We start from the raw sequence: 12,776 nt of genomic DNA on the forward strand, positions 1-12,776 counted from the left end.
CGCCCCGTGCGACACGTGGGGTGCGTGACCCGCGTCTCGTCCGGCGCATCGCGCCCGGCCTGGGAGAATGGTCGGCATGTCTTCCCCCGACGAGTTCTTCCCCGACGAGAACGACGCTCCCGTCGTGCTGCCCGACGAGGCTGACGACGAGGCGCGCGAGCGTGCCCTGCGCGCCGGTCTCGAGGAGTTCGAGCTCGACGAGGCCGACCGAGCGCTCCTCCAGGGCGAGTGGGACGAGGACGGCGCTGCCCGGGGCGAGAAGCCGCTGCCGGTGCTCGCCATCATCGGCCGCCCCAACGTGGGCAAGTCGACCCTCGTCAACCGTGTGCTCGGGCGCCGCGAGGCCGTCGTCGAGGACAAGCCCGGCGTCACGCGCGACCGCGTGACCTACCCGGCGGAGTGGGCCGGGCGCGACTTCAACCTGGTCGACACCGGTGGTTGGGAGGTCGACGTCGCCGGTATCGAGTCCAAGGTCGCCGTCCAGGCCGAGGTGGCGATCGCCCTGGCGGACGCCGTCGTCTTCGTGGTCGACGCGACCGTGGGTGCCACGGCCACCGACGAGCGCGTGGTGGAGCTGCTGCGCCGGGCGGGCAAGCCGGTGGTGCTCGCGGCGAACAAGGTGGACGGCCCCTCGGGCGAGGCGGACGCCGCCTACCTGTGGAGCCTGGGCCTGGGCGAGCCGCACCCGATCTCCGCGCTGCACGGCCGCGGGGTCGGCGACCTGCTCGACGCGGCCATGAGGGCGCTGCCCGAGGTCTCCGAGCACGGGGAGCTGCGCCCGACGGGGCCGCGGCGCGTGGCCCTCGTCGGCCGTCCGAACGTGGGCAAGTCGTCGCTGCTGAACAAGATCGCCGGCGCGGAGCGCGTCGTCGTCGACGAGCTGGCCGGCACCACCCGCGACCCGGTGGACGAGCTCGTCGAGATCAAGGGCGTCCCGTACTGGTTCGTGGACACGGCCGGCATCCGCCGCCGGGTGCACCAGACGTCCGGCGCCGACTTCTACGCGTCCCTGCGCACGCAGGCCGCCATCGAGAAGGCCGAGGTGGCGGTGGTGCTGCTCGACGCCTCGCAGCCGCTGACCGAGCAGGACACCCGCGTGATCCAGCAGGTCATCGACGCCGGCCGCGCCCTGGTCATCGCGTACAACAAGTGGGACCTCATGGACGAGGACCGCCGCCCGTACCTGGAGCGCGAGATCGAGAAGGAGCTCGTGCAGATCCAGTGGGCCCCGCGCGTCAACGTCTCCGCACGCACCGGCTGGCACACCGAGCGCCTCGTGCCGGCGCTGGAGCGGTCGCTGGGGTCGTGGGACATGCGGATCCCCACCGGCCGGCTCAACGCGTTCCTGGGCGAGCTCGTGGCGGCGCACCCGCACCCGCTGCGCGGGGGCAAGCAGCCGCGCATCCTCTTCGGCACCCAGGCCTCGACGCGTCCGCCGCGGTTCGTCATCTTCGCGACCGGCTTCATCGAGGCCGGCTACCGCCGGTTCATCGAGCGCCGCCTGCGCGAGACGTTCGGCTTCGAGGGCACCCCGATCGAGATCAGTGTCCGCGTGCGGGAGAAGCGCAAGCGGTGAACCCGGCGGGCGCCGCCCGGGACGCGGAGGCGAGCGGGAGCGGGGCGGACGACGACGTCGTCCAGCCACCGCCGTCCGCGGCTGCCGCGACACCGGCCCTCGCGGGGCGGGGACGGCTGCTGCGCGCCGGCGTCGCCCGCGACACCGCGGCCGTGCGCCACCTGGTGACGTTCCTCGTCGTCACGGTGGCGACCGTGCTCCTCACGCGCGGGTTCTTGGCGCTGGCCGGGTACCCGCAGGTCGGCGGTGCCGGTCTGCACGTGGCGCACGTGCTGTGGGGCGGTCTGCTGCTGGCCGTGGCCGTCGTGGTGCTGCTGTCCTATGTCGGGCCGGCGGTGCGCTCGCTGGGTGCGGTGCTGGCCGGGGTGGGGTTCGGCCTGTTCGTGGACGAGATCGGCAAGTTCGTGACCGCGGACAACGACTACTTCTACGGCCCCACGGCGGCGCTGATCTACGCCGTCCTGGTGGTGCTCGTGCTGCTGGTGGAGGCCATGCACGGCCGGCGCCGGCACCATCGTGCCGAGTACCTCGCCGTCGCCGCGGACCGCGCCGCGGCCGGCCTGGCGGGCGGACTCACGGACGCCGGGCGCGCCGAGGTGCTCGTGCTGCTGCAGCGGGGCGGGGACGAGCCCGGGGCGGCCGAGCTGCGCCGGCTGGTCGACGCGATCCCGCACGACGACGTCACCGTGCCGGACCCCGTGCGCGGCCTCGTGCTGCGTGCCGACCGATGGTTGCGGGCGGCCGTCCGGCTCCGCTGGGCCGGCGTCGTCGTGGTGGCGGCCGTCCTGGCCGTCGCCGCGGCCTCCGCGGCGGTGGGCGTGCGGTCCCTCGTGGACGGTCCCGTCTGGCTCGGGGGCGTCGTCCTCCTCGGCGTGGCGACGACGGCGGCCTGCTGCGCCGTCGGCTCCGTGCGCGCCCTGCGGGGCGGGCGCGGCAGCGACGCGGCCGCCTGGGTGCGGCGCGGGGTGCTGGTCAGCCTGCTCGTGACGCAGCCGCTCGTGTTCGGCGTGCTGCAGTGGACGGCCACCGCCGGCCTCCTCGTCGACCTCGCGGTGTTCGCGCTGCTCGACGTCGCCCTGCGCGACGGCGCCCAGCACGACGCGCGGGCACGGCGGGACTGATCACCCCCGCCCCGGGCCGGCCGTCCTTGACCGGCACGCACCGACGGGCCAGGCTTCCGTCATGTCCCGGGACGTCGCCGAACCCACCGCTGTCATGGTGCGCACCGAGCGCCTCCTGCTACGCCGGGTGCGCGAGGACGACGCCGACGACTTCCTGACGTGGCGGGGGCGCCCCGACGTCGTCCGCTACATGTACCAGCCCCCGTGGACGGCCGAGGTCGCGCGCGAGAAGCTCGCCTCCTGGGTGACGCACCCGTTCCGCGCCACCGGGGACGTCCTCGTCCTGGCGGTCGAGCTCGACGGCGTCGTCGTGGGCGAGGGGCTCCTCAAGCGGGCGCCGGGGGAGGGGCAGGTCGAGATCGGCTACGCGTTCCACCCCGACGTCGCGGGCCGGGGGCTCGCCACCGAGGCGAGCGGCGCGCTGCTCGCCCTGGCCTTCGGGCGCTTCGGGTTCCACCGGGCGTTCGCGCGCATCGACGCCGAGAACACGGCATCCGTGCGGGTGGCCCAGCGGCTGGGCATGCGGCTCGAGGCACGGCTGGTCGAGAACGACGTGCGGCCCGCGGACGGCGTCTGGTCCACGGAGCTGGTGTACGCCGTCCTGGCGAGCGAGCACGAGGCCCGGCGGCGGACCCCTGTGGTCTCGGACGCCCCCTGACGTGGGGTAGTATCTCTTCCGGCCCTTCGGGGTGACGAGGTCCGCGAGGGCCTTCGGGCTGTGGCGCAGCTTGGTAGCGCACTTGACTGGGGGTCAAGGGGTCGCAGGTTCAAATCCTGTCAGCCCGACAGATGAAGTAGCAGGTCAGAGGCGGTTTCCGGAAAGCTCCGGGAGCCGCCTCTGTCGTTGCTGACGCCGATCAGCGCCGTAGCGCGGCGACCGCTGCAAGGGGCAGGCTGGCCAGGAGCACGAACTGGGCGGCGGCGGCGAGAGGGCGCACCCAGCCTCCGCGTCGCCCCGGTGCGCGCACCCGTCACGCCGAGAATGCCGGCTTCAGGGCGTCCTGGGCGAGCTGGTGGAGGGTGGCCGCTCCTGCGCGATGAGTGCGCGGGCGGTGTCGAGGATGGTGGTCTGTGCGTCACGAGTGGTCCAGCCGAGCTGACGACGGGCCTTGCTGCTGTCGACGGTGCGGACGATGCCGAGCTCGTCGACGATCATCGCGAGGTGAGGGTCGCGTCGGGCTGCGAGTCGCACCAGGAAGTCGGGCAGCTCGCGAGCGGGGATCTTCTTCTGCTCGGGGAGGCCCTCGCGAAGGATGCGTGCGACGTCGCGGTACCAGAGGAACGTGCCCGATCCGTTGTAGCGTTCACCGATCGCTGCGGGCTGCTCGAGGGCGAGGACGTGCAGCCGGGCCTCGTCACGCACGTCGACGACGTTCCAGCCGAGCCGCGGCAGCGCTGGCATCGCCCGGTCCAGCAGTCGGCGGACCACATCGATCGTGCCAGCTCGCCCGGGCGCGCCCACCGGTGGTCCCTGCATGAACGACGGCAGCACCGCGGTCAGATCTAGGCCGAGCTCGTCGGCAAGCTCCCACGCGAGCCGCTCCGCGTAGATCTTCGAATCCGGATACACGTGCGTCGCGTCGCCGGACGGCTCTGACCACATGTCCTCGGTGGTCGTGCTCGAAGGGTTGCTCGATCGGGCGGCGGTGCCCGACGAGGTGAACACGACCCGGCGCACGCCGACGCGTGCTGCCGTGGTGAGCACCCGGCGGGTGCCGTCGCGAGCAGTGGTGATCAGGTCTGCCTCGTTGCCGACAGGCATCGGCGAGGCGGTGTGCAGCACCGCGTCGACTCCGTCGAGCGCTGGCTCCCAGCCCTCGTCGTCGAGCAGGTCGGCTTGGACGAGCTGGAGCGAGCGCGCCCCCGCGGACCGGTCCAGGATCGCCCGGCGTGCCGGCTCTGCACGGGCGGTGTCGCGCACCGTCGCGCGCACCCGATAGCCACTCTTCAACAGCTCGACGATCAGCCAGCCGGCGAGATATCCGGTGCCCCCGGTCACGAGCACCGTTCCCCGTGATGCAGTCTCTCCCATATCCGCAACTCCACTCATTGACATCGATCGGTGAGTCGACTCAATGATAGGCGTCATTTGTATCATGACAACATGACTGAGACCGCGGCAGACGAGAAGGCGCAGATCATCCAAGGGCTGCTCGATGTCGCCGGACTCGCGCAGGCGACGGTGGCCGCAACGCTGCAGGACTTCGGTGCACCGGCCTCCGCAGCCCCGGTGCTGCGGATCCTCGCCACGAGCCGGGCGCCCGTCACTCCCCGCGACCTCGCGAGGCTGCTCGAGCGCGACCCGTCCACTGCCAGCCTCATCGCTGACAAGCTCGAGCAGGCCGAGCTCGTCGCCCGACAGCCTCACCCCAGCGATGGTCGCAAACGGGTGCTCGTACTCACGGGACGCGGCCACCGGCTCTGGGACACCCTGCGCGAGAGGCTCCACGAGTCCGCGATCCTCGACGACATGACCCCGGCAGAACGGCGAGGGCTGCTCGAGCTGCTCGGCAGGATGCGGGCACGGGGGCGCCCGTGACCGGAAGCGCCGGGCCCCGGCCTGCGCCGCGTCCGGATCCGGCGGGCGGTGCTGGGTAGGACGGAGACGGACGGGCGCCGCCGACGGCGTCTGCCACCGACGGCCCGCTCCTGGTGGAGCCGCTGCGGCGGGTTCTTCATCGCCGGCTGTCGATGATCACTTCCTCTCTGGGGCGGGACTGTGGGGCCGTCCGCAGCGCGGAGCCGTCCCCACGCAGGCCGGCCGTCGCGATGGCGATGAACCGCTTCGCGCTGCGCGTGGCGATCGCCCGGTCGGTCAGAGTGATCGCGCGCACCGCGGTGAGAACCATGAGGAGGTCGCCGCCCGTGAGATCGGCCCTGGCCGCTCCCTCGTCCCGCAACCGTGCAGCCAACGTCATGAGGCCTCGTCGCACCTCCCGGTCGAACGACTCGAGGAGCGGCGTGCAACGGCGCTCGGCCAGGAGGGTCCCGGCGAGGCCGGGTGATGCGAGCTCGAGGGCGACGACCGCTTCCAGCGCACGAGAGAGCCCCCGCCAGGGGTCGGGGGCGACCGTCGCCTCCTCGCACAGCGCGAGGCAGTGCCGGACCTCCTCACCGAAGACGGCGTCGACGAGGTCGTCTCGGGTGGGGAAGTGTCGATACAGCGTCGCGGTACCGACTCCCGCCGCCCGGGCGATCGCGGCGGTGGGGGCGTCCAGCCCGTCGCTGGCGAACGCGGCACGGGCCGCTCCGAGGATCTTCGTCCTGTTACGCCGGGCGTCGCTGCGCAGCCGGGATGCGGTCATCGTCGTCTCCGATCCGAGAGACCTCCAGGTCGCTGTCCCTCACTTGATCCTAGGACGGTCACGTGCGGACGCTCCGGGTCCTAGCGTCGCGTCGTCACCCGGTCGAGGGCGGAGGGACTACGCATGACGACAACGACGCAGGAGACGATGAGGGCAGCGGTGTTCCGCCGGTTCGGCCCGCCCGACGTGCTCGAGGTCGTGGAGGTTCCACGGCCCGTGCCCGCGCGAGGAGAGGTGCTCGTCCGTGTCGAGGCGACGTCCGTCAACGGCGGTGAGCTCGCGCAACGTCAGGGCAGGCTCCGGCGGATCGCTCGCACGAGGTTCCCGTCGTTCCCGGGCATCGACTTCGCTGGTGAGATCGTCGCTCTCGGGGCCGGGATCACCGACGTGACCCTCGGGGACCGGGTCTGGGGCACGGTCGACGAGCGTGGGCCGGTCGGCTCAGCGGCGGAGTACCTGGTGGTGGAGAGCTGGCGCGTCGCCGGCACGCCACAGCACCTGACGTCGATCGAGGCCGTCACCCTGCTGGCCGGCGGCGCCACCGCTCTCGTCGGCCTCCGGGACAAGGTGCGGCTGCGAGCCGGGGAACGTCTGCTGGTCCGCGGTGCTGCCGGCGGTGTCGGCAGCATCGCCGTTCAGGTCGGGGTGATGCTCGGTGCGCGCGTGACGGCCCTGGCGCACCCGGCCAGTGCCGACTTCGTCCGCGCGCTGGGCGCCGACGAGGTCATCGACTACCGAGAGCCGATCGAGGACCTCGGCAGGTACGACGTGATATTCGACACCCGCGGCACGAGTCTCTGGCGGCTGCGCACGCGCCTCGCGCCGGGAGGCCGGATGGTCACCATCGCCTTCGACCTCGACCGCCCGTGGCGCAGTCTCGGCGCGATCGCCGTGTCGGGGCTCCTCGGACCTCGGCGCATCCGCTTCTTCCTCGGGCACCCCACCGGCGCGCTGTTCGAGGATCTGAGGAAGATCGCGGAGGCGCGACACCTGCGCCCGGTCGTCGACAGCGTCTACCCCTTGGAGCAGATCGCCGAGGCGCACGGCGCCCTCGAGTCGGGTGGAGTGCACGGCAAGGTCGTGGTGAGCATCCGATCGAGCTCCGCGGCGTGAGAGTCATCTGACCCCGGTGCGTCTGGTCCCGCCTCGTGACCCTCCGGATGTGTCGGGGACGCGCGTCTTGTCGCCCTCGTCGACGTCTGCCTCGCTCCGCGCGCCGGACGGGAGGCGATGTCGACCCGAGAGGCAGCCCCGAGGCATTGCGGCCGGGATAGCGGCGGTGGAGCCTGCCTCGTACGGTGACTCGGGTGGTCGTCCCGAGGAGGTTGCATGAAGCAGCACGCTCTGGTCCCCGTGCCCGACGACGCGATCACCGACCTGCACCGGCGCCTCGAGTGGTTCCGGCAGGTCGATCTGCCGGAGCTCGGGAGGTCCGGCGGCGTGGACGCCCGTCTGCTGGGCAAGGTGGTCCGCCACTGGCGTGAGGAGTACGACTGGCGGCGGCACGAGAGCCGGATCGCGTCGTGGGCCTGGATGGAGACGGAGCGCACCGAGGTGCCGGTCCGGGCGGTGGTCTCGCCCGCGGCGCACGCGGGGGCGCCCGTCGTGCTGCCCCTGCACGGCTGGCCGGACTCGGTGCTCCGGTTCGAGAGGGTCTTCCCACTGCTCACGGACGTCACGGTGGTCGCGCCGGCGCTGCCCGGATTCCCGTTCGCCGCCCCGGTGCCAGGGGGCGGGGCGTCGTCCGTCGTGATGGCCGACGCGATCGCGGCAGCGATGGCCGAGCTCGGGTACGAGCGGTACGTGGTCTCAGCCGGCGACGTGGGGTGCGACGTCGCCGAGGCGATCGCAGGACGGCACGCCGGCGCCGTCCGGGCGCAGCATCTCACGGACCTCTCGCAGTACCACTTCCTCGCGGGACTGCCCGAGGATCTCGACGACGAGGAACGTGAGTACGTGCGACGCGGGCACGCGTGGCAGCACAGCGAGGGCGCCTACATGCACGAGCAGGCCACCAGGCCGCACACACTCGCAGCCTCCCTGGGCGACTCACCGGCGGGCCTCGCAGCATGGATCCTGGAGAAGCTGGTCGACTGGACGGACTCGGACGGCGATCTGCTGCGGACGTTCACGTTCGACGAGGCGCTGACGTGGATCTCGTCCTACTGGTTCACGGGTGCGGTCGGCACGTCGTTCGCGCCGTACGCCACGGCCGCCGCGAAGGACTGGCCGCGCATCGAGGTGCCGACCGTGATGACGGTCTTCCCGCGCGACCTCGTCAACGCGCCGCGTCGGTTCGTCGAGCGGTTCTTCACGGTGAGCGACTGGGTCGAACCGCCCCGTGGCGGACACTTTGCCGCCTGGGAGGAGCCAGAGCGCTACGTCGACGGGCTCAGGCGTGCCGTCGCCCAGGCGACCTGAGACCGGCGGGGACGCTCCTGGGGGCGGGTGTCGACGTGCTGCGCTCGCCCTGCTGACGGTGGCACGAGGCCGTGAGGCCGACGCCGTGCGGCCTGGCTCGTAGCATCTGCAGAGTGCAGCATCCTCTGGCCGCGCTCGTGGGTCCCGCGGGCTGCGGGAAGTCCACCCTGGGAGCGCTCCTCGCGTCCTCCCTCGGGGCGCCGTTCGTGGACCTGGACGAGGTCGGCGGGCGGTACTACGCGGAGGTGGGCTGGTCGCTCGACCGGCTCCGGCAGAGGGCCGTCGAGGTGGGGCGCACGGTGGCGGAGATCGAGTGGGAGCCGGCCCGCATCCATGCCGTCGAGCGCGCCTTCGAGGAGCACGGGGGCGCCGTGGTCGCGCTCGGCGCGGGGCACACCTCGTACGAGGCGCCTGCGCACGTGGGCCGGGTGCGGAGCGCGCTGCGTCGTCCGCCGCACGTGGTGCTCCCGCTGCCGTGGCCCGACGACCGCGACGAGTCGCTGCGGGTCCTGCGCGCACGGAGCGTCGTGACGGCGGGCACCGACCGTGTCTACGACGGCAACGACCTGCTCGCCCGGTGGCTCGATGAGCCCGTGGTGCGGGAGGCCGCCACCGTTGTCGTGGGGACGGGCCGCGAGGCCCCGGCCGTCACGGCCGAGCGCCTGCGGCGGGCGCTGCGCCAGGGACCGTGAACGCACGGCGAGCGCTGGAAGGCCGTGCAGGCTGCTGCCGCCGGACGCCCGCCCGGCGGTGTGCGCAGGACGGCTACGGTGGGCGCTGACCCGTGGACGACAGGAGACCGCTGTGAGAGAGGCTCGCTACACCCCGGCTGGCGGACGGGTCGGCGCACGCACCGTGGTCCTGCGGACCCCGCGGTCTCGCGTGACCACCTGGATCCCGGAGGACGTCGACGAGCTGCACCGTCTGCACTCGGACCCCGTGGTGATGAGCCACATGACCAAGGGCGTGCAGGACCGGGAGCAGACCCGGGCACGGATCACCACATGGATCGCCGAGCACAGGGTCCGGGGGTGGTCCAGGTGGCGGGTGGAGGACGACTCCGGGACGTTCATGGGCAGGGCGGGCTTCGGGGAGGCCCACGGGACAGGGCACCGTGAGCTGGGGTACCTCCTGGCGCCGGCCCGCTGGGGCGCCGGCTACGCCAGCGAGCTGGTGGCGGCGCTGGTGCGCTGGCACTTCGAGCATCTCGACCCCGCTCGCGAGCGAGAGCTGCGCGCCTACGTGGTGCCCGGCAACGAGGCCAGCCGCCGTGTGCTGGAGAAGAACGGGTTCCGTCTCGTGGGTGCGTCCCCGCAGGCGCCCGACCAGCTCGTGTACGCCTGCGGGAGCGACCCGGCGGTGTGACGAGGAGCAGCCGGCGCCAAACGTCCGTCCTCGGCGCGCCAGGCGACCGCTCCCGCCTCGGGCTCCGGTGCTGCACTGGCCCAGTCGTCGTCGGGCTGCCGGGAGGGGCACGTCCGCGCACGACCCGACGCGCCGCGGGAGCGGCAGAAGGGGCGGACCATGAGGCTCGCGTTCTACGGCCGGACCGGGCCGCACCCGTCTCCTGAGGGGGTGGCCCGTGCACTCGCCGAGCAGGTCGAGGTGGCGGGTGCGATCGCCCGGGGCGGGGGCCACGAGATCGTCGTCGAGTTCTTCGACGTCGGGGTGGCGCGCGGAGCGCCGCTCGCACGCCGGCCCCGCGCTGCTGCGATGTTCCTCGAGCTGGCAGACCGTGCGGGGCGCCGCTTCGACGGCATCGTGGTCGGCCAGGCGCCGGACGCGGTGTCGGGCGAGCGGTGCCGAGGGGTGGTCGGCCCGCTCCTGGACCACCACGGTGTGGTGGTCCTCGCTCCGGAGCCGCAGCTCGGAGACGGGCCCGCCGAGCCGGGCCCGCTGAGGGAGCCCCGGCGCCGGGACGGCCTCCGGCGCCGTCTGCGGCGCCCGGCCGCCTAGGGCGGCCGCACCGCCCGCCGGCGCCCCGGTGGCACCTACCGGGGGCGTCGTGCCTCGCGCACCACGTCACGCGCCGTGACGGTCAGCGGCGCGCCCGTGCGCACGGAGCGGGCGGCGAGCTCGTCGTATGCGGCGTCGACGCCGATGCCGAGCTGGTGGGCGAGCACGCCCTGCGCCTGCTCGATGACGGCGCGGCCGCTGCGGGCGCGGGCCACCCGCCGGTCGACGTCCTGCACGAGCAGACGGTCCGGCTGGGCGACGGTGAGCGCGAGCATGTCGGCGAACGCGCGGGACGTGCGCGCCTGCGTCTCGTCCAGCGGCTCGGTGCCCTGGCGGAACATCGTCAGGGCACCGATCACGCCGCCGTGCCAGGCCAGCGGGTGCGCGTGCACCGTGCGGAACCCGGCGTCGACGAGCAACGGTCCCACCACGGGCCAGCGCTCGACGATCAGGCCGGCACCGCTCGCCTCGACGGCACCGCCGGTGGCGACGGCGTCCCGGCAGGGCCCCTCGACGGTCAGGGCCTGGTAGAGGTCGAGGTCCGGGGCGGCGTGGGAGGTCGCGCCCACGAGCTCGAGCCTGCCGCCGGCGCGCGCCAGCAGGACGGCCGCGTCGCACGCGGCGAAGCGCATGGCGTCGGCGGTGAGCCGCTCGACGACGTCGGTGATGTCGTGCTCGTGCAGGAGGGCCTTCGTCGCGGCGGCGAGTGAGTCCAGCGGGGTCCGCGGCGTCATGGCTCTTCGGTTCTCTCGATCTGCACGGCGTTCGTGTCGTCGTAGGTGAAGGCGAGCCGGCGAGCGAGGACCTCGCGCGCGATCGTCTCGAGCGTCGTGGAGTGGGCGAAGGCGTGCGCCCGCAGCACGGCCAGCGCGTCGCTGGGACCGATACCGAGCTGGGCGATGACCATGCCGGTCGCCTGGTGGATGCGGGACCGCGTGGACCAGTCGAACGAGTCGACCTGGCCCAGGAGCGCCATGCCTACCGCGTCGGCCAGGAACTGGGCGTCCTCGGGGTCGCGCGCGAGCCGGCCCGCCTCGACGTAGAGGCTCAGCACGCCGACGACGCGCCCGGAGACCCGCATGGGCACCGCGTACGCGGTGGCCGGCCCACGGATCGACGCCACGAGCTGGGAGAAGAGCGGGAACGCGTCGTCGACCGGGTGCGCGCCGTCGATGGGCGTCACGACGATGCGGTCCTCGACCAGCGCCAGGTGCCCAGGCCCCTCGCCGAGCATGTCCTCGAGGTCGCCGATGTGGGCGGAGACGCCGTCGGACGTGCTCACGGTGAGGCGTTCCTCGGGCGAGGCGGAGAGCGTCACCGCCCCGCTCTGCGCCCCCAGGATCTCCACGCAGGCGCGGCACAGCCGCGAGGGCATGGCCAGGTCGGCGTCGATGCCGGCCAGGGTGCGTGCGAGCAGCCCCAGCAGCTCCGACGCTTCCACTCGTGCTCCGTCCTGTCCTGTCGTTCCCCGGAGGATTCTCTCACCAGGTCCGCCGTGCCCGTGCCCGGGTCCCGCGGCGGAGGGCGTGTCAGGGACCGAGGCCGTCCACGATGTCGCCGTGGCCGCCGGTCACCAGCGCGCGCACGATGGTCTCGGCGACGACCCGCTCGCCCACGCCCTCGCGCCGCGCGGCCGCGCGGATCACCTGCCGGGCCTCGTCGAGCGTGCAGGCGTTCGCCTCCATGACAGCCCCGAGGGCCTGCTCGACCACCGCCGAGTCCGACAACCGGCGGTAGAGCCCCGCCGCGGCGTCCTCGACGTCGGCGAACTGCAGCTGCAGACCGATGCCCGTGGCGATGAGGCCCGCGTACGCGTGCGCCGTCTCGACCAGGCCCTCGGACCACGGGTCGGTGCTGCGCGAGTACAGGTTCAGCCCCAGCTGGAACCCGGGAGCGATCTCGGCCGGCACTGCCAGCCCCTTGGCGAAGCCCTCGTTCAGAGCCTGCTCGCGCCAGGCGTCCCAGCGGCGCTCGCCGGGCACCGACGGCACCACGAGCACCGAGCGGTGGCTCATCGCGTCGATGCAGGGGCCGGCGCCTGCCCTGACCTCGGCCTGGTCGCACCGCGCGGACGCGGGGGTGCTGCTACCGGCGCGCAGGGAGAGACCGTGCTCCCGGACGGTGAGGGAGGCCTCGACGTCGGGGCCCAGCGCGCGGGCGGCGCGCGCCGCGTAGTCGTGGAGGTAGCGGGAGAGCGCCACAGGTCGAGTCCCGTCCGGCGGTCCGCCGCCTTTGCCATCCACCGCGCCGGAGGTCCCGGCGCGGCTCGCGGACCAGGGCCGACGCTCGCCGGCCCGGGGCATCACGTTACGCGACGGCCTCCGTCCCGGGTGGGAGGGAGGCCGTCATCGTGCTGCGGCGCGTGCCGCGGGTGCGGACCCCGCGGCACGCGCAGGG

Annotated in this window: 14 protein-coding genes and 1 tRNA gene; 10 read left to right on the forward strand and 5 right to left on the reverse strand. The window is 73.5% G+C overall.

The annotated features are described in order from the left end of the window. Positions 1-76 precede the first annotated feature (76 nt). The 4 genes from der (at position 77) to DNL40_RS14100 (ending at position 3,483) form a co-directional block, all read left to right on the forward strand. Complete coding sequence (gene der / locus DNL40_RS14085; RefSeq protein ID WP_111251950.1) at positions 77-1,576, forward strand: ribosome biogenesis GTPase Der; 1,500 nt, start codon at positions 77-79, stop codon at positions 1,574-1,576. Then, the gene (locus DNL40_RS14090; RefSeq protein WP_245885950.1) at positions 1,573-2,697 is read left to right on the forward strand and encodes a hypothetical protein; all 1,125 of its coding nucleotides are present in this window, start codon (positions 1,573-1,575) and stop codon (positions 2,695-2,697) included. The genes der and DNL40_RS14090 overlap by 4 nt, the downstream gene beginning before the upstream one ends. A gap of 61 nt (positions 2,698-2,758) precedes the next feature. Next, on the forward strand, positions 2,759-3,355 hold the full coding sequence (locus DNL40_RS14095) for a GNAT family N-acetyltransferase (protein ID WP_111251899.1): 597 nt from the start codon (positions 2,759-2,761) through the stop codon (positions 3,353-3,355). A 54-nt stretch (positions 3,356-3,409) separates the two neighbouring features. After that, positions 3,410-3,483: transfer RNA gene (locus tag DNL40_RS14100), tRNA-Pro, on the forward strand. Between the two features lie 205 nt (positions 3,484-3,688). Here the strand turns inward: DNL40_RS14100 and DNL40_RS14105 are convergent. After that, the gene (locus DNL40_RS14105; RefSeq protein WP_218926073.1) at positions 3,689-4,843 is read right to left on the reverse strand and encodes an NAD-dependent epimerase/dehydratase family protein; all 1,155 of its coding nucleotides are present in this window, start codon (positions 4,841-4,843) and stop codon (positions 3,689-3,691) included. Here DNL40_RS14105 and DNL40_RS14110 point away from each other — a divergent pair. Beyond that, on the forward strand, positions 4,802-5,236 hold the full coding sequence (locus DNL40_RS14110; RefSeq protein ID WP_111251901.1) for a MarR family winged helix-turn-helix transcriptional regulator: 435 nt from the start codon (positions 4,802-4,804) through the stop codon (positions 5,234-5,236). The genes DNL40_RS14105 and DNL40_RS14110 overlap by 42 nt on opposite strands. A gap of 136 nt (positions 5,237-5,372) precedes the next feature. On the opposite strand, the gene DNL40_RS14115 is transcribed toward DNL40_RS14110, so the two are convergent. Next, positions 5,373-6,002, reverse strand: a complete 630-nt coding sequence (locus DNL40_RS14115; protein WP_111251902.1) for a TetR/AcrR family transcriptional regulator — start codon at positions 6,000-6,002, stop codon at positions 5,373-5,375. Positions 6,003-6,125: 123 nt separating this feature from the next. On the opposite strand from DNL40_RS14115, the gene DNL40_RS14120 reads away from it, so the two are divergent. The 5 genes from DNL40_RS14120 to DNL40_RS14140 all read left to right on the forward strand — a co-directional run bounded on the left by DNL40_RS14120 (position 6,126) and on the right by DNL40_RS14140 (position 10,379). Continuing rightward, the gene (locus DNL40_RS14120; protein WP_245885951.1) at positions 6,126-7,115 is read left to right on the forward strand and encodes an NAD(P)-dependent alcohol dehydrogenase; all 990 of its coding nucleotides are present in this window, start codon (positions 6,126-6,128) and stop codon (positions 7,113-7,115) included. 216 nt (positions 7,116-7,331) lie between these two features. Further along, positions 7,332-8,423 (forward strand): epoxide hydrolase family protein, encoded by a 1,092-nt coding sequence (locus DNL40_RS14125; RefSeq protein WP_111251904.1) that lies wholly within the window; start codon positions 7,332-7,334, stop codon positions 8,421-8,423. A 113-nt stretch (positions 8,424-8,536) separates the two neighbouring features. Continuing rightward, positions 8,537-9,115, forward strand: coding sequence for a shikimate kinase (locus DNL40_RS14130; protein ID WP_179951087.1), 579 nt, complete (start codon positions 8,537-8,539; stop codon positions 9,113-9,115). 190 nt (positions 9,116-9,305) lie between these two features. After that, a complete protein-coding gene (locus DNL40_RS16645) occupies positions 9,306-9,788 on the forward strand; it encodes a GNAT family N-acetyltransferase (RefSeq protein ID WP_218926074.1) in 483 nt (160 codons plus the stop codon). Between the two features lie 159 nt (positions 9,789-9,947). Beyond that, a complete protein-coding gene (locus tag DNL40_RS14140) occupies positions 9,948-10,379 on the forward strand; it encodes a recombinase family protein (protein ID WP_146252104.1) in 432 nt (143 codons plus the stop codon). A 35-nt stretch (positions 10,380-10,414) separates the two neighbouring features. Here DNL40_RS14140 and DNL40_RS14145 read toward each other — a convergent pair whose 3' ends face one another. From DNL40_RS14145 to DNL40_RS14155, 3 genes are all read right to left on the reverse strand, one after another. After that, on the reverse strand, positions 10,415-11,113 hold the full coding sequence (locus DNL40_RS14145) for an ANTAR domain-containing protein (protein WP_111251908.1): 699 nt from the start codon (positions 11,111-11,113) through the stop codon (positions 10,415-10,417). Next, positions 11,110-11,820 (reverse strand): GAF and ANTAR domain-containing protein, encoded by a 711-nt coding sequence (locus DNL40_RS14150; RefSeq protein ID WP_111251909.1) that lies wholly within the window; start codon positions 11,818-11,820, stop codon positions 11,110-11,112. Before DNL40_RS14150 ends, DNL40_RS14145 begins: the two co-directional genes overlap by 4 nt. A gap of 88 nt (positions 11,821-11,908) precedes the next feature. Beyond that, positions 11,909-12,580, reverse strand: a complete 672-nt coding sequence (locus DNL40_RS14155; RefSeq protein ID WP_111251910.1) for a GAF and ANTAR domain-containing protein — start codon at positions 12,578-12,580, stop codon at positions 11,909-11,911. Positions 12,581-12,776: the final 196 nt, after the last annotated feature.

This window comes from Xylanimonas oleitrophica, assembly GCF_003244315.1.
In the GTDB taxonomy this organism is placed as follows: Bacteria; Actinomycetota; Actinomycetes; order Actinomycetales; family Cellulomonadaceae; genus Xylanimonas_A; species Xylanimonas_A oleitrophica.

Bases quoted from the DNA above. Each gene is read 5' to 3' on its own strand.
- DNL40_RS14120 (WP_245885951.1), top strand. From the start codon at position 6,126: ATGACGACAACGACGCAGGAGACGATGAGGGCAGCGGTGTTCCGCCGG.
- DNL40_RS14115 (WP_111251902.1), bottom strand. From the start codon at position 6,002: ATGACCGCATCCCGGCTGCGCAGCGACGCCCGGCGTAACAGGACGAAG.
- der (WP_111251950.1), top strand. From the start codon at position 77: ATGTCTTCCCCCGACGAGTTCTTCCCCGACGAGAACGACGCTCCCGTC.
- DNL40_RS14125 (WP_111251904.1), top strand. From the start codon at position 7,332: ATGAAGCAGCACGCTCTGGTCCCCGTGCCCGACGACGCGATCACCGAC.
- DNL40_RS14145 (WP_111251908.1), bottom strand. From the start codon at position 11,113: ATGACGCCGCGGACCCCGCTGGACTCACTCGCCGCCGCGACGAAGGCC.
- DNL40_RS14095 (WP_111251899.1), top strand. From the start codon at position 2,759: ATGTCCCGGGACGTCGCCGAACCCACCGCTGTCATGGTGCGCACCGAG.
- DNL40_RS14140 (WP_146252104.1), top strand. From the start codon at position 9,948: ATGAGGCTCGCGTTCTACGGCCGGACCGGGCCGCACCCGTCTCCTGAG.
- DNL40_RS14110 (WP_111251901.1), top strand. From the start codon at position 4,802: ATGACTGAGACCGCGGCAGACGAGAAGGCGCAGATCATCCAAGGGCTG.